Below are 21,825 nucleotides of genomic sequence, written 5' to 3' on the forward strand. Positions count from 1 at the left end.
TACGGCAACACCGGTTGGAATGTCTTTCTGATTTCGAACGAGCACCGTCGGGCAAACTATTTAGGCCGGACACATGGGTAACAACCGTTCGGTGGCAAACGGAGATGATAACCCGGTGGTGGAATGCGCTACCGGAGAGGGTGTCTTTTCAATTCCGGCTTTAATCGACCCAGTGGAGAACGTTGCGGATGATGGACCAGCGGGGTTCGGCGATGGCATCGTCTTTGCCGAGAATCCAATAGTTGTAGAGCGTGTCGAATACGCCTTCTTTCTTTTTGAGCTCGAGCCAGACTTCCATGAACTCTTCGAACTCAATGTCGTGTGCACCGAGATAATACATGGGCACGCGGATATTTTTCTTGAAGGGGTTGATCACAGAAAACTCCGGATAGAGGAGCGTCCAGGCAGCTCCCGCTTCGGCACTGGTGACCATTAAATCGGCACCCGCTGCTTTTTTCTGGAAGAAGTCTTCTTCGGAATTGATGGAAACAAAGGTCGCGTTGGGAAAGAACTCATGGGCTTTTTCATCGAAAAAACTGTTAGCGACGACGGCGATTTTCAGTTGGTGCGAATGCCGTAAGGCTTCGAATTCGAGAAAGTCAACCTTGCGAAAGTCGGGCAGGACGATGGCCAATGTGACGTCCATGTACGAATCGGCGACAGGGAACGCAGTGGCCCGTTCGATAGTGCCTTCCAAACCAGACATGGCCAGATCAAAATGATCCTCGTTCAATTGTTTGATCAGGGTCTGGGGTATAAACGGTATAAATTCGATATCCACGCCGAGATCCAACGCCAGTCGATGGGCCATATCGATATCAAAGCCGACTAACTCTCCTCGATCATTAAAATAAGAAAAGGGGAGGCGTTTGGCATCGAAGCCGAGGCGAATTTTGCCGCGCCTGCGGATGCGATCAATGCGAGTTTCATGGGGCTGAATGCGATCAGGGTTTGGTGCAGTGCCTTTCAAGATTGTCTCAGTGACCCCGGGAAACAGCAGTTGTCGATCCGCAATCAAGGCTTTGGATTGATAGAGGTTTTTGAATGTATATTCCAGTACGGTATGAATGCCGGTAATCAAGACCCCGGCCAGACAAAGTGAAAGAAACGTATATGTGAAAAATCGTTTCCATTGCACTTTGAGTGTTCCCGAGAGGGAAGCAGCGGCGAGCACCGCAAACGAAAACAGGTAGACTGTCCGCAGTGCATCCCCCAGCCGTGTGGTGTAGACGCCGACCGCCAGATAAAGTTGAAAGATATCGTGCGGAATATGCATCAGATCGAGTAGCCAGGGAATCGTGACGGCAGGCTTGGCGAAGGAACCGGCCATCCCCAGTGAAAGGAATTTGGGATACTGTTCGGGCATTAAACTGGCGCCATAGAACCAGGCGGAGAATGGAATAAAGATCAAGCCGACAATCCGTCCGAGGTCAGGAAAGGGAAACACGAGAGGCACCAGCACATCGGGCGAGCCACCAGTTTCGTCTTTTTCCAGATCATAGCGGTCCAATAATTCTCGAGCTGCTTCGACAATCAGAGGTAGCACTGCGAATGTACTGCTCAGTACGAAAGCCGCGATCACTGCCGGCTGTGAGATTCGTACTGCATCCCAGTAGCGGACGGGGGTGCAGATCGAAAGTAGCATCGGCAAAATGCCCACTGTGATTATAATTGTCGCGACAGAATAGGTGATGAGATAGGCCTGCAGCAGGCCGAACTTTTCAAAGGGGAGTGTACCGACGGCGTAAGCGACGATGGCGAAGACGCCGAACGGTGAGAGGTGCACCACAAAACGGTTCAGCTTCATCAATGCACTGACCGCAACGGAAAGTGGATCGAGCAGATGTTCTCGCTTGGGGATACTGCTTAAGGCGATGCCCACGCCGATTGAGAACAGAACGACGGCAGGGACCGCATTATTTGCCAATGAGAAAAACGGATTGGCGGGAACGAATAAGTTGTAGAGGCTCTCGGTCTTGGGACCTTCGATAATACTGGTACTGAAGAAAGCGCCCTTCTGCCAGAACGGGAACGAGAGGGACATCAGTGCGACGGAAAATAAGCCGATACTCCATAGAACCAACAGCAGAACAATGACAGTGAACGCCATATTGCGTGTTTGTTTGATCGAGATTCGTCCCAGGTTCAAGATCAGCGAAAGCGTGATATAAGGGAGCACTGTCATCTGCAACAGGCCGATGAAAATATCGCCGACCGCTTTCAGTGGGGTACACAGATCACCAAAAAACAAACCACAGGCGACCCCTAACACCAGACTCGTCAGAATCCACGTTGTTAATCCGGGTTTGAAATGTGCCTGAACCGTTTTTTCCATTCACCAAGTCCTTGCGCGCAGGTAGCCAGTGTCGGAAAAATGATCCTACACTTCTGGAAAACTGATACTTGTCATGGATAAATCCCCGCCAGAAGTGTATGTTTCCAGTGAAGATACTGTTAATAACGTAACCAGCTCAGTGAATCGAGACAATCAAGGCACTCCCCTGAATATTGATTCTTAACAGAAAACCTGTCTATTTCCAGGCTTGCCGATCCTGTATGTCATTTACTCATTCTTATCATAGTCAGCACGTCGCACTTAAAACTGCACCCGAATTATTTTCCCCCAAAAATCTCGATCGGGGAACGGAGGCAATGTTATCGACGGTGACATTCGAACCAGGACAGCGTGTGCTGGACTTGGGATGCGGATATGGCGTGGTGGGAATTCTGGCTGCGAAAATCGTGGGGCCGGAAAATGTGGTGCTGACGGACGTCGATCCCCTGGCCGTCAAATATGCCCATCTGAATGCAGAGCAGAACGAGGTTGCAGGCGTCACCATTCTTCAAAGCGACGGCTTCCAGGATCATCAGGAGACCGACTTTAACTGGATCCTGTCGAACCCACCTTATCACGAAGATTTTTCTGTCGCCAAGAATTTCATCATGAAAGGTTTTAATCGTCTGAAGATCGGCGGGCGGATGGTGATGGTAACGCGGCGGCGGTTGTGGTATCAGAAAAAACTAGGCAGCATCTTCGGCGGCACGGACGTGCATGAAATCGACGGCTACTTTGTATTTCACTCAGAGAAACGCCGCGCGACATACGCAGCACGCAAACGGCGGAACCGGTGAATTTCAATAACGATACTTCCCGATTTTCATCTCCGTCTGATTGAGCGACATCGGATAAAATCTGCTGTCCCGCTTTTATCAAGCGAGTGTCTCTCTGTCGGGATGCTTGGATGATCGCCTCCCTGCTGTAACTGTGCCCCATCATTGTGATCGGCGTGAGTGCGTCAAGCACAATGCACAAAGCTGGCAGAACTTGGTCTGGATCGTGTCGGGCGTTTTCAAAAGGTTGTTCAAACGGTGACGGATTGTGTTCGCAATGTCGCAAAATCTGGTGTTGATTCGGAAGGGCTATCATGTTCAGTCAGACAAAAAACACGTTCAAACCAGTGGGTTTTATAGTGCAATTTTCAACAGAAGAGGCAAGTCTTCACGGATTTTTCAGGTTTTGCTCACGCGCGCGACGCAGGTTACAGATTGTCGAAATGGGCAGATGGAAGTCAAGGAAAGAAAATACCCCTGATAAACAGGGGTAAAATCGCTTTTTTAAGTCGTGGCTTTGTCAAGGAGTTTTAATGTCTCCCCGCTTTGCGACATCAGCAATCTTCAATTTCAGCCATCCAGTCCTGCAGTGCCCGAACCTGTGGTGTAGGATCTTCGGCGAGGGCTTCGAGGGCTTTGACGACTGCGAGACAACCGGGGATGGTGGTCACACAGGTCACGCCGTAGGAGACGGAAGCCGAGCGAATTTTCCCTTCATCGGTCCGCGAACCTTTGCCGCTGGGGGTATTGAAAATGAACTGAACTTCCTGATTCGCCATCATATCCAGCAGGTTGGGTCGCCCTTCCTTGAGTTTCTTGACGGTGGCGACTTCGATCCCTGCTTTTTTCAACACGCGGGCCGTGCCCGATGTGGAAACGATCTTGAAACCGAGTTCAATCAGTCGGCGTGCCGGCTCGATCATCATCTCTTTATAGACGTCAGCCATACTGATGAAGACGGTGCCTTCCGAAGGCAGATTGGTACTGGCGGCGAGCTGACTTTTGGCAAACGCCATTGCAAAGCCTTCCGAGATACCCATGACTTCGCCCGTGGAACGCATTTCGGGTCCGAGGATGATGTCCACACCAAGGAAGCGGGAGAACGGGAACACGCTTTCTTTGACCGAAGTATGTTTGGGCACGGGTTCTCTGGTAACCCCCTGTTCGAGCAAGGAAACACCCGCCATGACTTTTGCAGCGATGCGTGGCAGAGAGAGCCCGGTGGCTTTGGAGACGAACGGCGAGGTGCGACTGGCGCGAGGGTTGACTTCCAGAATGTAAACCATGTATTCGCCGTCTGTCTGTTTGACGGCGAATTGGAGATTCATCAGTCCTTTGACTTTCAGCTCACGTGCCAGGGCATGTGTGGCTCGTTTGATTTCATCGATGACCGAAACAGGGAGCGAGTGCGGTGGCAGAACACAGGCAGAATCGCCGGAGTGCACGCCGGCTTCTTCGATGTGCTCCATCACTCCGCCAACGAGTGTAGTAATTCCGTCCGAAATGGCATCGACGTCGACTTCGATGGCATCTTCCAAAAACCGGTCAACGAGAACCGGATGATCGGGGGAAGCATTGACGGCTTCGTTCATGTAGCGAACGAGGGATTCTTCGTCATAACAGATTTCCATGGCTCGCCCGCCCAGAACATAACTGGGTCGAACCAAAATCGGATAGCCAATTCTGTTGGCAACGGTACGTGCGCTTTCAGTGTCGGTGGCGATGCCGTTGGGGGGCTGATGCAGTTCCAGTTTTTCCAGGATCGCTTGAAAACGTTCGCGGTCTTCGGCTGCATCGATCATTTCAGGGCTGGTGCCAATAATGTTGACACCGGCCGCTTCCAGCCCGCGGGCCAGATTAAGTGGGGTCTGTCCGCCGAACTGCACGATCACGCCGTCTGGTTTCATGCGATCGCAGATATTGAGCACATCTTCGGTGGTGAGGGGTTCGAAGAACAAATGATCGGAGGTGTCGTAGTCGGTCGAAACGGTTTCGGGATTCGAGTTGACCATGATGCTTTCGATACCCAGTTCCTGCAAGGCGAACGAAGCCTGACAACAGCAGTAATCGAATTCAATCCCCTGCCCGATGCGATTGGGTCCGCCGCCGAGAATCATGATGCGGCGTTTGTGGTCGGTGTTCGCCGGTGTTTCATCTTCATCCTCGTAGGTAGAATAGAAATACGGCGTGAAGGCTTCAAATTCCGCGGCACAAGTATCGACCTGTTTGAAGGTCGCTTCGATGCCCAGGCCTTTGCGGTATTGGCGGACATCCATTTCGGTCGAGTCGAGCCAGAAGGCGAGTTGTTTGTCAGAGTAGCCGTACTGTTTGGCTTTTTTCATGAACGCGAAGTCCATGCCTTCCAGCTTGGAGACCTGACGAATTTCTTCTTCAAACTCAACCAGTTGTTTGATGTGGTTCAGGAACCAGGGATCAATGTCGCTCAACTCATGAATCTGCTCTGTTGTCAAGCCGAGCTTGAATGCATAGCGAATGTAAAAGATGCGGTCTTCGTTGGGAACGGACAGCTTGGATTGAATGATATCTTTGGCTGGTTGTTTCGCGGTTCCCCAGAGGTCATTTTTGCCGCTACCCAAACCGAAGTGGCCGATCTCCAGTCCGCGAAGTGCTTTCTGCAGCGATTCTTTAAACGTGCGTCCAATGGACATGGTTTCGCCGACGGATTTCATCTGCACGGTCAACACGGGATCGGCGTCGGGAAATTTCTCGAACGTCCAGCGTGGGATTTTCGTGACGACGTAATCGATGGTCGGTTCAAAACAGGCCAGTGTTTCGCGAGTAATATCGTTACGAATTTCATCGAGCCGATATCCGACGGCGAGCTTGGCGGCGATTTTGGCAATGGGGAACCCGGTCGCTTTCGATGCCAGCGCACTGGACCGGCTGACGCGGGGGTTCATTTCGATAATCGTCATGCGGCCCGTATCGGGGTTGATCGCAAACTGGACATTGGAGCCGCCGGTTTCGACACCGATTTCACGCATGCAGGCAATCGTGGCGTCGCGCATCCGCTGGTATTCTTTGTCGGTCAGTGTTTGTGCGGGTGCGACAGTAATGGAATCGCCGGTATGCACGCCCATCGGGTCAAAGTTTTCGATCGCGCAGATGATGACGACATTGTCGGCCTGATCGCGCATGACCTCCATCTCGTATTCTTTCCAGCCGAGGATGGATTCTTCGAGCAACACTTCGTTGACCGGAGAAAGGGCGAGACCGCTGCGTATTTTCTGTTCGAATTCCTCGCGGTTGTAGGCCACTCCGCCACCTACTCCGCCGAGGGTGTAACTGGCGCGAATGATGATTGGCAAGCCAATATCTTTCATCGCAGCATTGGCCTCTTCCATATTATGGACGACTGCACTCCGCGGGCTGTCGAGGCCGATCTTCGTCATGGCTTCTTTGAACTGATCACGACTTTCGGCTTTCGCGATGACATCTTCTTTGGCGCCGATCAGCTCGACTCCGAGTTGATCGAGGATTCCCCGGCGGGCGAGATCCATGGCTGCATTCAAGCCGGTCTGTCCGCCCAGCGTTGGCAGCAGGGCGTCTGGTTTCTCGATTTCGATCACTTTTTGAATGTATTGCCACGTGATCGGCTCGATATAGGTCCGATGAGCGGTATCCGGATCGGTCATAATCGTGGCGGGATTGGAGTTAACCAGCACCACCTCATAACCGTCTTCTCTCAGAGCCTTACAGGCCTGCGTACCGGAATAGTCAAATTCACAGGCCTGGCCGATTACAATCGGACCGGAGCCAATGATCAATATCTTATGAATATCGTCTCGTCTGGGCACTTTGTCACATCACCTAACAGCAAATGTTCATTATTTCTGGGCTGCACTACCTATTTTTGCGCAAATCTTCCCAACGTTAACAAGCGAACCGAAATAATCAAGGAATGCAGACCAGAAAGTACCAGAACGGCCTTTGAAACGTGATATACAAACACTTTGCTGCTGGTAAGTCAATTTCAGACCACATTTGGATTCAGATGGGTGGGTCGTAACAGAAACCAATTTCCTGAACGGGCTCACATCAAACAGGGAACTGAAGCTAACGAAAAAAACCTGCTTTCATAAACCGTGAGCCCCAAAACGCTTCCTTGGAATGAGCTCCTGGTGAAAATTTCCACTATTTGGACAAGAAGATCCACCAACCCATTAAAAAATTAGAACGGGGTTCTGACCAAGAGTGCTAAGCCAGTTTGATGGCCTGTAGCGATTTTGCCGTTTTGCAAACACTCGTCATGAAAGCTCTAAGTTCCTTTTTACAAACTGTTTTTCATACAGGAGGTTTTTGTTCCTCGAATTACGTCCATCTAGACAAATTAAATCTTTCCCTCCCAGTTAGGTACAGGCATTCCTTGCACATCACTTTCAAGGATGAACAGAGATGGGATTTTGTTGAGTTAACGCCTCATGTTTACACAAAAAGACATAAGCTTTTTGCATATGAGATTCTGTGGCGAATGTGCCTCATTCTTATCTATCACGAATCAATCAAGTCTAAGGTTTAACACTCTCAACGAATGCAAGTGCAATAAAAATTGATCTTCAAGAGAAATGAATCGATATCACAATGGATCTTCATCAACAAATTGACATCGTCTGGATTCTTATTTGCAGTATTTTCGTACTGTTCATGCAGGCCGGTTTTTGCTGTCTGGAATCCGGCTTATCCCGGTCAAAAAACAGTATTCATGTTGCGATTAAGAATATTGTCGATGTCAGCGTTGTCGGTATGCTGTTCTGGATCTTCGGTTTCGGTTTGATGTTTGGAACAACGAGCGGCGGTTTGATTGGCACCTCTCACTTCCCGTATATTAATTCGGGAACCAATGTGTTTCTGTCCGCATTTTTTCTGTTCCAGCTGATGCTGTGTGTGACCGCTGCTACGATTGCCTCTGGTGCTTCAGCCGAACGGATGCGTTTCACCGCGTATGTGATTCTTTCAATCGTTCTGGGCGGTTTGATTTATCCGGTATTCGGACACTGGGCGTGGACGAGTCACTTTACCGGTAAAGCCCCCGGTTGGCTGGAATCTCTGGGATTCAAGGACTTCAGTGGTTCTACCGTAGTTCACTCTATCGGTGCCTGGGCTGCCTTGGCATCCATCATGATTCTGGGGCCACGTCTGGGGCGATTTGCAAATGGAAAAAGTGCTCGTAAGTTCAATGGCCACAACCTGACATTAGCAACGACTGGTGTCTTCATTCTCTGGATTGGGTGGTTTGGTTTCAACGGCGGGAGCGAGTTTGGTTTTACCTCGCATGTCCCTCAAATCCTGATCAATACCTTTCTGGCATCTGCCGCTGGTGCCATTACCTTACTGATCTGGCAATTTTATCAACGCAAACATATTGAGATTGAAAATATCCTGAATGGCCTGCTGGCCGGACTGGTGGCCAGTAGTGCCAGTTGTGATGTAATCTCTCACACCTCAGCCGTAATGATTGGTATCGTAGCTGCGTTCGTCATGGAAGTGGGAACCTGGTTGCTGGAACGCTGCCAGCTGGATGACACGATTGGCGTGATCCCGGTACATGGTTTCGCCGGTGTCTGGGGAACACTTGCCGTCGCGATTTTCGTGCCCGCAGAATTTCTCGTTCATTCACGTCTGCATCAGTTCATGGTCCAACTGCTGGGTTGTGTAGTCTGTTTTATCTGGTGCTTCTCTTTCTGTTGGATCACGCTTCGCATTGTGAGCAATTTTATTCGACTGCGAGTAACTCCCGAGGAAGAGGAAATCGGGTTGAATATGGCCGAGCATGGTGCCACGACCGAAATGTATGAGCTGCTGAATTCGATGGAACAGCATATTCAAGGCGATTCCAGTCCGATCAAAGATCTGGACGAATATAGTGACGTTGGATTAATCGCCAAACAATACAACCGAGTTTCAGAAATTCGTGACCAGGCATTAAACGAGCTGAAAGACCGGACGGATAATCTGGAAATTGTACGCAAAGAACTCGAAGAAAAAGCAGAACGCTTGAAGCAGGCGAATAAAGATGCCGAAGCCGCATCGCGTGCCAAAAGTGAATTCCTGGCAAATATGAGCCACGAATTACGTACCCCGATGACAGCAGTTCTGGGATATACAGATCTGTTGGTTGAAGAAAGCTGGGGACGCCCGGGCAGTTTAAAACTACTGGATGTGATCAAGAGAAATGGAAATTATCTGCTGGAGCTGATCAATGACATTCTTGACCTGTCCAAAATTGAATCCGGGAAGCTGACCATTGAAACAATCCAATTTCCGCTACTGGATAAGCTGAAAGAAATTCAGTCTTTAATGAGCGTTCGCGCTGAGAACCAGGAAATTCGTTTCAAGCTAAAATTCGACGGCAAAATACCAAAACAGATCAAGAGTGATCCAACACGCCTCAAACAGATTCTGATCAATCTGGTTGGTAATGCGATAAAGTTCACGCCTGATGGCGGAAACGTGATCATGGAAACGTCATTTGTGAACTCAGAATCGGGAACTCCGATGTTAAAGTTCAGAGTCCAAGACACCGGGATCGGAATGACTGCCAAGCAAATGAAAAATCTATTCCAAGCGTTCGTTCAGGCAGACTCTTCTACTACGCGTAAATTTGGTGGAACAGGATTGGGTCTTGCGATCAGTAAGCGTCTCTCAAATATGCTGGGTGGCGATCTGGTCTGTCAGAGTGTTCCCAATGAGGGCACCGAATTCACATTGACGATCAATATTGGCGATCAGGAAGCACTTCAATTTCATGAAGACCCGTTGGTTGCATTGAAATCAATTCGAGTCAGTAATCTGGACGGCATCTTTGCGTGTGGCGCTACGGCAGAAAAAATTAAAGGAAATTGTTCCGTGCTATTGGCCGAAGATGGTATCGACAATCAACGCTTGATCTCGACCTTGCTGAAAAAAGAGGGAGCGCAAGTCATGCTGGCAGAAAACGGAGATATCGCTGTCAGACGGGCATTGGATGCACAGGAGAACGGGAACCCTTTTGATGTAATCCTGATGGATATGTCGATGCCCGTACTCGACGGTTATGGTGCAACCAGAATGTTGCGTGAACAAGGCTACAAGCTTCCGATTGTTGCCTTAACGGCTCATGCCATGAGTGGCGATCGCGAAAAGTGTATCGATGCAGGCTGTAATGATTATATGACGAAGCCCGTCAATCGAGAGAAGCTGCGGGAAATTGTGCACACCTATCAAACAGATTCATCGAAAGAGACGTCGACAGAATTCGTGAATTAAAGCTGGCTCTCATTCAGGAAAGCTGATCTCGATTCTGTTCCAAAAATGCGTCAGCCCAGTAATAGCCATCTAACAAACCTTCTGTCTCATATCCCATCAGATGATAGGCCATGAAAATGGCTTCGATGGTCGCCAGCCCGGATGCCGGATCATCAAACTGCTTGGAGACACGAGGGTAAGCGGTTTCCCATGCCGGCAAGCTACGGATGGGCAGTTCTTCAAAAGCAGGCTCCATTTTTTCAGCCAGCCGCCAGGTTCCATCCAGAACCAGCAATCCCGAGGCGGCGTCTGCCTGACTGATTTGTGGCCCCCCCATCCCCAGGCGAACATAGTGCGTTAACTTGTCAGGTTCTTTCCTGGGAAATTTCCAGAAAACAAAATCCTCGTGCGTGCGTAATGATTGTACGGTGCACTTACTTTTTCGTTCTTTGGGATGAACGACGATAATCGTGGGGGGATGCGAAACAGACACAATGCCGGACTTTATTTACGAAATGAATTCAAAACAATCAGTGGTGCGTTTTCGAGATTGCCTCAGGAACCATCCTGAGCCTTTTTGATCATATCTTCCTGGGCAGCGATCTCCTGCTCGAGTTTTGTGACTTCCTGGGGATCGTCCATTTGCGATTTAGCCCCCGTCAATCGCTGACGTAGTTTTTGAATCTTTTGGCGCGCCACATCGATTTGTTTTTTCTGTTTTTTGTTCAAGCCCATCGCTGTAAACTTTTCCTCTATTTTTAGGATACGAATCGGGATCGTGAAACGGTGATTGTACCAGAACCAGTTTCCCGTTTATAGACTCATCACGGATCAACGCTGGAAAAACAGACTCAGACAGGATAATAGCATCACAGCCAGAAAGGAGAGTGCGCCAACCGAAAACCGCCAGAGTAATAGCTGCTCTACCACAATCAAAGCCAGAACGGTGAGCAGCATAATCTCAGACAGACCGGCCTCGGAACTCTGCTCCTGGGGTTGTTCATTCAATACATTCGGCGTACTGGCCTGTCTGCGAAAATATTGTGGAGGAATCACCTGTGGTCCGATGTGCCGGAGATCACTTTCCAGCGGAGAAACATTCACAGCAAAGAGTGTCTTCTCCGCAGCAGACGTTCCCCAGTCCAGCTCATAGATACCTGATTGGAAGGTCTGGTTGAAGGAGATCGTTCTGGATTCGGAGTTTTTGTCGAGTACGCTCCGAAGCGGAAACTCCTGCTCGCCGGGAGTAATCATCCGGGGAGAGAGTGTCCGTTGACTTTCCTGAGTGACAATTTCCAGCGGTTGACCAACGAGCGACTCACGCTTGCCCCATTTTCCGGTAGCGGCATAGAGCACGAATTCATTCATCATCGGTGGAAAACTCGGCCAGATCGCCCACGTCCCCCAATGACGGTCCAGCGAGGTTGTGATCAGAATAATCTTGCCGCGGCCGAGCGTACTCTCGATCACTGCCGGGTCATTCGTATCGAAATTCAGAATCAATCGGGTATTGGGATCGGGCAGAATTTCCGTTTGGAAATATTCATAGAGATGTGTTGTCTCCAGACCGGCATCCGGATTGCCCTTGAATATTTCGATCACCGGATGCTGATATTTCAACGGATCAAATTCAAACAGTGTCGTTGGTTTATCCGCATCACCACGACGGTTTAATAACTTCAAAGGCAGCAAACCATTGTCCGGCTGGAAGATTGTCTGATTATAATTTTCGGCATTTACTTGTTCTCCCAGGCTGATAATCAACCCGCCCCCCCGCTTCACATAGCGTTTTAAAAGGTCTCGCTCATTCTCGGTAAACAGCGCGACATCGCAAATCACGACGGCGTCGTACAGGCTCAACTCCGTATTCGTCAGCTCGCCTTCACTGATCACGTGCGGTTTAATCACTCCCTGCCAGGGCTGTTCTTTCAAAGAGGGAGACAATGCCAATTCCAGATAATCGGTCGCACGGCCCATCACTTCGCCTGATTGCCGGCCATTTACCAGAAGTACATTGATCTCTTTTTTGACAGGCATCACTTTCCAGCGCCGATTATCCAGAGGCAGACGGTCCTCCGCGAGCCTGACTTCCATCCGGTGGTCTCCGACTTTTGAAAAGCGGTGCGTGAATTCGGTCTGCGTATCTGTATTGGCGGGAAGGTCCACCTGTTTCTGATTGACCAGTTGACCATCGACAAATAACTGCAGATTGACCTGCCCCTGATTCAAGCCTCCATAATTGTGTAACGTGACTCCCAGGCGAATCGGCTGGTTTACCGTGGCAAACACAGACTTGCTGGACAAGTCGATCACTGCCAGATTTGTTTCTTCCGTCTGGCCCACATCTTTAAGGACCAAAGTCGCTTTTTTGGAAATAGCTTCCATCAAAGAACGAATCCGAGAGCTCCCCTGATCTGACTGCAACGGCGTCCAGCTTTGTGCCTGAAAATCGCTGATGACAATCACTTCTTTCTGAGCCAGTTCCTGTGCCTGCCCCAGAAAATCGAGCGCCGTCTGCAGGGCTTGCCCCACATTGCCGTATTCTTCGGTCGGTTGCATCCGCTTGATTTCATCTAACACATACGCCTGTTGGCGTGAAGGCCGTGAAATCAAAGCCTGCGGCGAGGAATTCGAAATCTGGATTAATTGAAACGCGTCTCCTGTATTTGAATCGGAAACCTGCTCGCGGGCCAGTTCTCTTGCTGCTTCAAATAGGGACTGCTCGTCTCCCTTCCAGCGCATGCTGAACGAGGAATCGATGACCAGAATCCGATGGATTGGCGCCGCTGATTCAAAAAAACCACCTTGCACCGACCAGTACGGTCGGGAAAAGGCAATCGCCAGGAGCAAGATAATTAAGCAGCGAACCAGTAGAACCAGTAACTGTTCGAATCGAACGCGTCGCGAATATTTTTTGGTAGCGATCAACAAAAATTTCATCGCCGCCCATTCGGTTTCAATAAACTTTCGTTTATGCAGCAAATGAATCAACACCGGTATCCCCGCCGCCAATAGCCCCATCAACAACCAGGGGCTGGCGAATCCAAATGCGAAAATGGGATGTAATGCTAATTCGGTCATGGAGTAGAAATCAGTAACTATTTAAGAGCCAATTCTTGACTGGCGATGTGACAGGAAGGTCGATAAAGCGACATCCAGAGATTGATCGGTACGGACCAGACCATAATCCATTTTTAAATCGCGACAACCCCGCCGAACGGTTTTTAAAAATGTCTCGAATTCGGCCTGATAGGCTTTCTTCAGCGAACGAGGTTCGGCCATCTGTTCGGGCAGGTTTTCCAATCCTTTAAACAGGACCGGCTCCTGAAACGGAAAATCCTGCTCAGCCGGATCAATCACCTGCAACAGGCTGACATCATGTTTACGATGCCGAAAATGCTTCAGACCTAACATCACAGAATCAAGGTCATCAAACAGATCGCTGATAACAATGATCAGGCTGCGACGGGAAATTCGTTCGGCCAATTCGTGGAACACTTTTCCCAGCCCCGACTCACCGGTCGGCTCCGTATGTTCCATTGTATAATACATCTGCTTCAAATGAGTCGGTTGGCTGGAGGGCCTGAGAAAATCAACTACGTGATCATTCACCGTACAGAGTCCGGCGGCATCCTGCTGCTTGATGACCACGTATGCCAGCGCCGCCGCGACCAGTCTTCCGTATTCCCATTTTGAAAGCGCGGCGTTGTCAGATCGGTAGCGCATCGATTCACTGCAATCGAGCAGGATGTAGCAGGTAAAATTGGTCTCGGCTTCATACTGCTTGAGATAATACCGATCCGACTTGGCATACACTTTCCAGTCGACATACCGTAGATCGTCGCCGACCGAATATTCGCGGTGCTGTGCAAACTCAGCAGAAAACCCGTGAAAGGGGCTTTTGTGGGAACCCGAGACATAACCTTCCACAATCTGCCGCGCCGCAAGATCCAGGTTCTGGACTTTAGCGAGCGTCTGCGGATCTAAATACTTGTGGTAATCTTCCATCAAGTTTTTCCTGAGAGGAATCGACAGAGATGAGTTGAATCAGGCGGTCCACAATTTTGTCGGGCGTCATTCCCTCTGCTTCCGCGTTGAAATTCGTAATGATCCGGTGCCTCAAAACCGGATGAGCCACCGCACGCACATCATCCGTACTCACATAAAGTTTTCCGTGAAGAATCGCCCGTGCTTTCGCTCCCAGAATCAAATTCTGACTGGCACGTGGCCCGGCTCCCCAACTGACAAACTCCCGGATGAAGTCAGGCACCTCATCGGCGTTCGTATCATCACCCGGCTTGATGCGGGTCATCCGGGCAAACTGCATCGCATAGCGGATAATATGATCGGCCACCGGTACCTTGCGAACCAGCGACTGAAACGAGAGCAGTTCATCCAAGTCCAACACTTTTTTGACGGTGTAAGAATCGTTGGACGTGGTCTGCCGCACAATGGCGAACTCTTCCTCTTCGCTGGGATAATCGACTTTGACTTCAAACATGAAACGGTCCAACTGCGCTTCCGGCAGTGGATAGGTCCCTTCCTGCTCAATCGGGTTCTGAGTTGCTAACACAAAGAAGGGAACGGGCAACTTATGTTTGCGTCCGCCCGCGGTCACCTGATGTTCCTGCATCGCTTCCAGGAGGGCCGCCTGTGTTTTGGGGGGCGTACGGTTGATCTCATCCGCTAAGACCACATTTGAAAAAATAGGGCCGGGCAGAAATTTGAAATCACGATTGCCGGTGCTTTTGTCTTCCTGAATGACATCGGTTCCGGTAATGTCAGCCGGCATCAAGTCGGGGGTAAATTGCACACGGTTAAACGTCAGGTTTAAGGTATCGGCGAGCGTATGCACGATTAACGTTTTTGCCAGACCAGGCACCCCTACCAGCAGACAATGTCCACCCGCCAGTAAAGAGATCATTAATTCTTCGACAACCTGATGCTGCCCGATGACGACCCGATTCACTTCCTGCATCAGTCGTTCGTATGCCTGATGTAATTTTTCAACGTCTTCCAGATCGGAAGGTTCCATCGTAGGATCGCTGCTCACGATATTGCCAGTTTCTGATTCGAAGAAAGGAAAAACGCCCGCTCACACTTATGACTACTATTGTGACGAGCGAGCCCCCGTTGACGCAAGGCTGTTTGCGTCTGTTCTTAGCTGTCAGCGCCTTTTGCTCCCCAGGGAGCAATTTGCGTAAGGCCTTTGCGTGCCTTCAGTTCTGCATAGCATTCTGGCATATCAAAGGACGCCAATACATTGGGAACCAAAGTCGACAATGGCCAATGGTAGTGTTCCGTCTCTGCAATGTCGCTAAAGGAGGTCAACCCATTTTTCAACGTAACCTGTTTCACATAAGGTGAGAATAACGCCGCAAACGTCGCCGGCAAAGCACCCCAACCCCGGCCGATCAGATGAATATCGGTATGCCCGTTCGCAGCCATCCAGTCGAGAGTACGCAAGACATCAAATGTTCTTTGGCCGATGTAAGGTTCATCCAGCATCACAGAATGCGCGGCGTAAAAATAGTCGCTGCCGTAAGGCGTAAAAAACGAATTCGGGCTGGTCGTATCCGGCATCGACTCGCCAATGCCTCGCACATCACAGGTATAAAGCACACGGTCTTTATCCTGACTGGCGGTTTTCAACAATGGTTCTTCCCGCAGCTCTGCGTCGGATGAAACATGGGACACATACAAGGTCGCCTGCTGACCTGCATTCTGGGGAGGTCGGGAATAGAGACGCTCATCAGACACACGATAGACAATTGCCTGAATACCGGGCTCTGTCTCGACCGCGTAGGTAATCGAATGTTTCAGCGGATAATTTTTCCCGCCTCGGTTCCGCAAAATACGGTAATCGGGAGTTCCCTCGATATGCTTCAAGCGGAGTGTTTCTGCTACAACCGACTGGAGGGCTGCGCCTGTTTTGGGTTTGCGTTGCTGGGCCAGTTCCTTTGATCGCTCTGCCGTAAAGACATGAATCGGTTTGGAATCGAGATCAGCGACGGACCCTTTGGGAGTACACCACAGCGTTTCATCTTTTTCGATGGTCAGCTTCGGCTCTTTGGATTCACTGGAGACACCGGTCGCTTGATTAAACCATTCATACATAGCTTCGCGATTTTCCTGCGAATAACCGTGATACGTTGGTCCGACAAACAGCGATACGTTTTCCTCTTTCCCCAGCAATTTATATAGCCGCTGCAATCGGAGGTAGGCTTCCCGCGCACCCCGGACATCGAAAAAATCGCGTTCTTTAGCTAAAATCCGGACGGGTTTCGGAGCCTGGGCGGCTAAGAAGTCGGCGTGATCGAGTTCCAAGGCTAACACTTTCGGCGGACACTGTTCGGTATCGGCGGGAAGTTCGTTCTCCATGTTGCGTCGGAATGTAGTCACGAAACAGCTGGGAGCCGCCATTGTCCAGCGGGGTTCTACCCCACACAGCCAGGTGGTCATGGTTCCGCCGCCTGAATTTCCGGTCACTCCTACCTGTTTGGGATCAACCTCTTTACGGGTTAGCAGATAATCCAGTGCGCGAACACCATCCCAGGCACGCCACATCGCCAGATTTTCTCCCACCAGAAACTGCTGATTGCCGCCGTGCAAATGTTCGCGAACGCCGACACCAATCGTTGATTTCAGATCGTCACCGGAATACTGAACCCGCTCTCCCTGGCCGATCGGGTCATAGATCAGAACGACGTATCCTTTTCTGGCCAGCCCTTGTGAAAACGACTGGTAAGCGGTTTCTGCTTTCCCATTGTGTGAGTGACCACAGGTTCCCACCACGCCGGGAACCGGTTTCGTGATGCCTTTCGGAAGATACAGATTGCCTGTCACCAGAAAGCCGGGCCGGCTTTCAAAAATGATATTTTCAATTGTATAAGTATCACGGTCTGTTGTTTTCGTGACGCGGGCATTTAAAGGTGTCCGTTCCGGATTCGGCCCGAATGCCTCCCGAATTCGTTTCTGCACGGAACTTACATACTCTTCTGCGTCCGCTTTTGTTTTGAGCGAATCCAGCCGCGCAATTGTTTTTGCTTCCTGTTCCCTGACGCGATCAACAAAGTATTCCTGAACCATTCGCGGGAAACGATTCAATGTGGGAACTGTTTGATCAGGTTTTGCGGGCGCCGCAGCCAGTTCTTGAATCATCAGGTTCTCTAGCAGACTCAAACCAACCAGACTGACTCCTCCCGTTTTTAGAAAAGCACGTCGTGAGAGAGTTTCAAACTGGTCAATCGCCTGTTTTGAGCCCGACATATTGAATGATCCTGATGAATATTTATAATTAAAAAAATACACGGCGTCACTGTTTTACATGATCTCAAACACGGTATTCCATGATCTCAAATACGCTGAAACAAAGTTGCGAAATTCAAATTATGCTGTGATCACGCGCTGATTGTTATCATATTTTCGTTTTCTTTACAATTGGCTTCTCTATAATGAAAATCATTCCGACAATTGTACAGAATTATTTTAGTTGTTTTCTCATAATTCCATAAGCGTTAATAACTGGATACACTGTTTACTAACTGGATACACTGATAGTTGAAATGAATGACAGATTTATGTAATTCTAAAACTAGAAACACAATAGTGCTCTCCGCTACACCAGCAGACGTCAGCAGACGTTTCCATCAGAAATGGATCATAAATGGAAGTTCGTTCCCAGCAAGAGACTGCAGAACTGGTCAAAATTCTTCACAAAAACATTTCCAAAGTCCTCATCGGTAAACCGGAGGTCGTGAAACTTGCCATTGTCACATTGTTGGCAGAAGGTCATATTCTGATCGAAGATGCGCCTGGTGTTGGTAAAACCTCACTGGCAAAAGCCATCGCGAAAAGCCTGGATTGCAACTACAAACGAGTTCAATTCACGCCGGACATGCTGCCCTCCGATATTCTGGGTTCGAATGTCTTTCTTCCCAACCTGGGCGAATTTGAATTTCGTAAAGGCCCAATTTTTTCCAACATCCTGCTGGCAGATGAAATCAACCGCACGCCTCCCCGCACTCAAAGCGCCCTGCTGGAAGCGATGAATGAAGGCCAGGTGAGTGTCGAAGGGCAAACGATTCTGCTGCAGCCCCCCTTCTTCGTTCTGGCGACGCAAAACCCGTTTGAATTTGAAGGCACCTATCCTTTACCAGAAAACCAGCTCGACCGATTCATGATGTGTATCGACATCGGTTACCCTGAACGATCAACCGAACGGGATGTTTTAATCCAGCATCGCTCGGGCGAACCTGTGGATACTCTGCAGCCGGTAATCACAATCAAACAGCTCAGGGAAATGCAACAGGATGTCTCCAATGTGCGCGTTGATGATTCATTAACGGACTACATCCTGGAAATTGTGGACATGACCCGCAACCACCCGGAGCTCACCTTAGGCGTCAGTACACGGGGTGCGATTACGTATTCCCATGCCGCCCAAAGCAAAGCGTATACGGAAGGACGTGACTATGTCACACCGGATGATATCAAAGAGTTAGCCGTCCCCGTATTAGCACACCGGGTCATTACGAAATCCCTGGTGCGCGAGAACCAACGGACCCGCGCGAGTGAAATCATTCGGCAGATCCTACAACAGGCTGCGGTTCCGGGATAAAATGGGAAGACCGCTCACTTAGACAATCTACGCTGTCCCGCGGAATTTTTACGGTTCTGCTATTATTAAATAGTCGTCCGCGGTTGGATTAGATAAGATACTGGTACCTACCGTCAGATCAGTCGCAGTTCGGCTAGGCTGCTTTAGACCAATAACGCTTGACAGGGCACTCAGACGCTGGCTTGTCCCTGGAGGAATAAAAATGGATTGCAATCAAATTACAAAGTGGTGGCTCGGTCTGGTTCTCACGACTTGCTTCATCAGCTCAAACTGGAACCATCAAATGTTGTCTGCCGATGATGATTCTCAAAAAACACCGCAGCAGGCATCCTCTGACTCGAGCGAATCTCCAAAAGAAACGACAAAATTCACTAATCGGCTGTCAAAAGAGACCAGCCCTTATCTGCTGCTGCATCAACATAATCCAGTGGACTGGTACCCCTGGGGACCAGAGGCGTTTGAAAAAGCAAAGCAGGAAAACAAAATCATCTTTCTCTCGATTGGCTACAGCAGTTGTTACTGGTGCCACGTAATGGAACGTCTGGTTTTTGAAAACCCTGACATTGCCAAATACATGAATCAGAATTTTGTGAACATCAAAGTTGATCGGGAAGAACGCCCGGACATCGATGACATTTACATGACATCCTTAAGCGTTTACTTTCACCTGATTGGCGCCTCTGCCAATGGTGGCTGGCCGTTATCAATGTTTTTAACCCCGGAGCGGGAACCATTTGCAGGCGGCACTTATTTTCCTCCCACCGATCAGGGAGGCCAGATGAGTTTTCCTCGCGTCCTGCAACGCGTGAATCAGCTCTGGTCAGCAGATAAGAAACAGGTCCAGCAAAGCGCGACGATCATTGCTAAAGAAGTTGCCCGCCTGCAAAAAGAAGCAGCCGCGACGGAAACCATCTTAATCGAAAGTAAACTCGTCAAAGCGGGTGTCCGATCTATCAACGCCAGTTACGATACGGAATTTGGGGGGATCGATTTCTCTGAAGTCTCACCGAATGCACCCAAGTTTCCGACTTCGTCCAAGCTGGTACTGCTGCAATACGACATACAGGCTCCCTCGCAGGACGCCACTTCGGCAGAGTCCGCTAAGGTTCTGTATCACACACTCGACGCGATGGCGAACGGCGGCATCTATGATCACTTGGGAGGTGGCTTTCACCGTTACAGTACCGACCGCTACTGGCATGTCCCCCACTTTGAAAAAATGCTCTACGATAACGGACAGTTGGCATCACTGTATGCGAATGCGTTTGCGCAAACGGGCAACGTTCAATACAAGCAGGTTACCGAAGGCATTATCGATTTTGTGCTGCGGGAATTGACCGATCCTCAAGGAGGCTTTTATTCGGCCCTAGATGCAGAAACCGATGGCGTTGAAGGCGAACATTATGCCTGGTCGAAAGAAGAACTCAAAACCGCGCTGGGCGATGACTATAGCCTGTTCGCGGAATTCTACGGATTGAATGAACCCACCCGCTTCGAACACGGTTTTGTTTTACACCGTGTCACTTCCCTGGAAGCACTCGCTGAAAAGCAAAAGACGACTCCCGCCGCGCTCGAAACCAGACTCGCCGCGATGCGTCAAAAGCTGCATTCGATTCGTAATCAAAGAAAGCCCCTGTTAAAAGATGATAAAATCCTGACCAGTTGGAACGGCCTAATGATTCAAGGCATGGCGACAGCCGGTCGCGTTCTAAAACGCCCCGAGTATACTGCCGCCGCTGAAAAGGCAGCACAGTTTATTCTGGATCAAATGCGCAATGAACAAGGTCACCTGTATCGCAGTTATCGTTCAGGCCAGGCACGCTTAAACGCCTATCTCGACGACTATACGTTTCTCGTTCAGGGACTGCTGGCACTGCATGAGGCAACTGGCAAACAACACTGGCTGGACCAGGCCCGTCAACTGACTGACCTGCAGATTGAACTCTTCTGGGATCAGAAAGAGCACGGATTCTATTTCACCACGCACGACCACGAACAGTTAATCGCCCGCACCAAAAATGCCTACGACGCGGCGATTCCATCTGGAAACAGCATCAGCGTCCGCAACCTGATTCGCTTATCCGATCTGACTCAGGAACCGAAATACCGCCAGCACGCTGACCAGACACTCCAACTGTTTGGCAGAATCATCAAACTCTATCCCGGCCGCTGTGCCCAGTTGGTACAGGCCGTCGGAGAATATCTGGATTCACCCCTCAATCAAAAACAATCGGCGCTTTCCATCCCTGCCGGCGATTTTCGATTATTGCTCACCGCTGATGAAGAATCAGAACAGTTGGCAGCCGTGAATCCAGGTATCGAATTACTGGTGGCAGCAGGCTTAGGCCAAACCAGTCCCAAGAAAAAACTGGTCACTGCGAAAGCGTACCTCTCGGTCGACAAACTGCCCGCGGGTCAAACCTGCAAAGTAGCGATTGTGCTGGCGATTGAAGAGGGCTGGCACATCAACCAAAATCCATCCAGTCCTGATTTTCTAGTACCGACCACGTTCACGATTAAGACGGCTCAGAATATCAAATTATCGAAGGTGAAATATCCCGCCGGTCACGCATTCGAAGTGACCGGTTATGATCAACCGCTGCAGGTTTACGAAAAACAGGCCATCATTCGAGGCATACTCACCATACCTGCCGGTGCCGCTGGAAAAGATGAAGAACTGGAGCTGAATGTAAAATATCAGGCGTGTAATGACAAAACCTGTATTCGCCCCACGACGGTCAGTCTGAAAGGGAAATTTCGAATCGCCAAACCGGGCGAACCAATCAAACAAGTCAATCAAAAATGGTTTCAATCTGAAACGAAAGACTGAGTTTCTAATCCCGACGAAA

At 49.8% G+C, this 21,825-nt stretch carries 12 protein-coding genes; 4 read left to right on the forward strand and 8 right to left on the reverse strand.

Features of this window, described 5'->3' with window-relative positions; genetic code table 11:
- Positions 1-160: 160 nt before the first annotated feature.
- The gene (locus tag AAC022_RS21860; protein ID WP_339734446.1) at positions 161-2,335 is read right to left on the reverse strand and encodes a cation:dicarboxylase symporter family transporter; all 2,175 of its coding nucleotides are present in this window, start codon (positions 2,333-2,335) and stop codon (positions 161-163) included.
- A 221-nt stretch (positions 2,336-2,556) separates the two neighbouring features.
- Here AAC022_RS21860 and AAC022_RS21865 point away from each other — a divergent pair, with 221 nt between their 5' ends.
- Positions 2,557-3,132: a methyltransferase gene (locus AAC022_RS21865; RefSeq protein WP_339734448.1), complete on the forward strand. Its 576-nt coding sequence runs from the start codon at positions 2,557-2,559 to the stop codon at positions 3,130-3,132.
- A 533-nt stretch (positions 3,133-3,665) separates the two neighbouring features.
- Here AAC022_RS21865 and carB read toward each other — a convergent pair.
- Positions 3,666-6,929, reverse strand: a complete 3,264-nt coding sequence (gene carB, locus AAC022_RS21870; protein ID WP_339734450.1) for a carbamoyl-phosphate synthase large subunit — start codon at positions 6,927-6,929, stop codon at positions 3,666-3,668.
- Between the two features lie 784 nt (positions 6,930-7,713).
- On the opposite strand from carB, the gene amt reads away from it, so the two are divergent.
- Entirely contained in the window at positions 7,714-10,377 is a 2,664-nt protein-coding gene (gene amt / locus AAC022_RS21875) for an ammonium transporter (RefSeq protein WP_339734452.1), read from the forward strand.
- A 13-nt stretch (positions 10,378-10,390) separates the two neighbouring features.
- On the opposite strand, the gene AAC022_RS21880 is transcribed toward amt, so the two are convergent.
- From AAC022_RS21880 to AAC022_RS21905, 6 genes are all read right to left on the reverse strand, one after another.
- Positions 10,391-10,849: a hypothetical protein gene (locus AAC022_RS21880; RefSeq protein WP_339734454.1), complete on the reverse strand. Its 459-nt coding sequence runs from the start codon at positions 10,847-10,849 to the stop codon at positions 10,391-10,393.
- Positions 10,850-10,911: 62 nt separating this feature from the next.
- Complete coding sequence (locus tag AAC022_RS21885; RefSeq protein WP_339734456.1) at positions 10,912-11,091, reverse strand: hypothetical protein; 180 nt, start codon at positions 11,089-11,091, stop codon at positions 10,912-10,914.
- Between the two features lie 96 nt (positions 11,092-11,187).
- The gene (locus AAC022_RS21890) at positions 11,188-13,437 is read right to left on the reverse strand and encodes a VWA domain-containing protein (protein ID WP_339734458.1); all 2,250 of its coding nucleotides are present in this window, start codon (positions 13,435-13,437) and stop codon (positions 11,188-11,190) included.
- A 21-nt stretch (positions 13,438-13,458) separates the two neighbouring features.
- Positions 13,459-14,364 carry a DUF58 domain-containing protein gene (locus AAC022_RS21895; RefSeq protein WP_339734460.1) on the reverse strand — a complete coding sequence of 302 codons (906 nt, stop codon included), beginning with the start codon at positions 14,362-14,364 and terminating at the stop codon, positions 13,459-13,461.
- Complete coding sequence (locus tag AAC022_RS21900; RefSeq protein WP_339734585.1) at positions 14,321-15,391, reverse strand: MoxR family ATPase; 1,071 nt, start codon at positions 15,389-15,391, stop codon at positions 14,321-14,323. The genes AAC022_RS21895 and AAC022_RS21900 overlap by 44 nt, the downstream gene beginning before the upstream one ends.
- Positions 15,392-15,516: 125 nt before the next feature.
- Positions 15,517-17,625, reverse strand: a complete 2,109-nt coding sequence (locus AAC022_RS21905; protein ID WP_339734462.1) for an acetylxylan esterase — start codon at positions 17,623-17,625, stop codon at positions 15,517-15,519.
- Positions 17,626-18,022: 397 nt separating this feature from the next.
- Between AAC022_RS21905 and AAC022_RS21910 the strand changes: the two genes are divergently transcribed.
- Complete coding sequence (locus AAC022_RS21910; protein ID WP_339734464.1) at positions 18,023-18,976, forward strand: MoxR family ATPase; 954 nt, start codon at positions 18,023-18,025, stop codon at positions 18,974-18,976.
- 202 nt (positions 18,977-19,178) lie between these two features.
- Entirely contained in the window at positions 19,179-21,806 is a 2,628-nt protein-coding gene (locus AAC022_RS21915; RefSeq protein WP_339734466.1) for a DUF255 domain-containing protein, read from the forward strand.
- Positions 21,807-21,825: the final 19 nt, after the last annotated feature.

Source organism: uncultured Gimesia sp., assembly GCF_963976445.1.
Taxonomy (GTDB): domain Bacteria; phylum Planctomycetota; class Planctomycetia; order Planctomycetales; family Planctomycetaceae; genus Gimesia.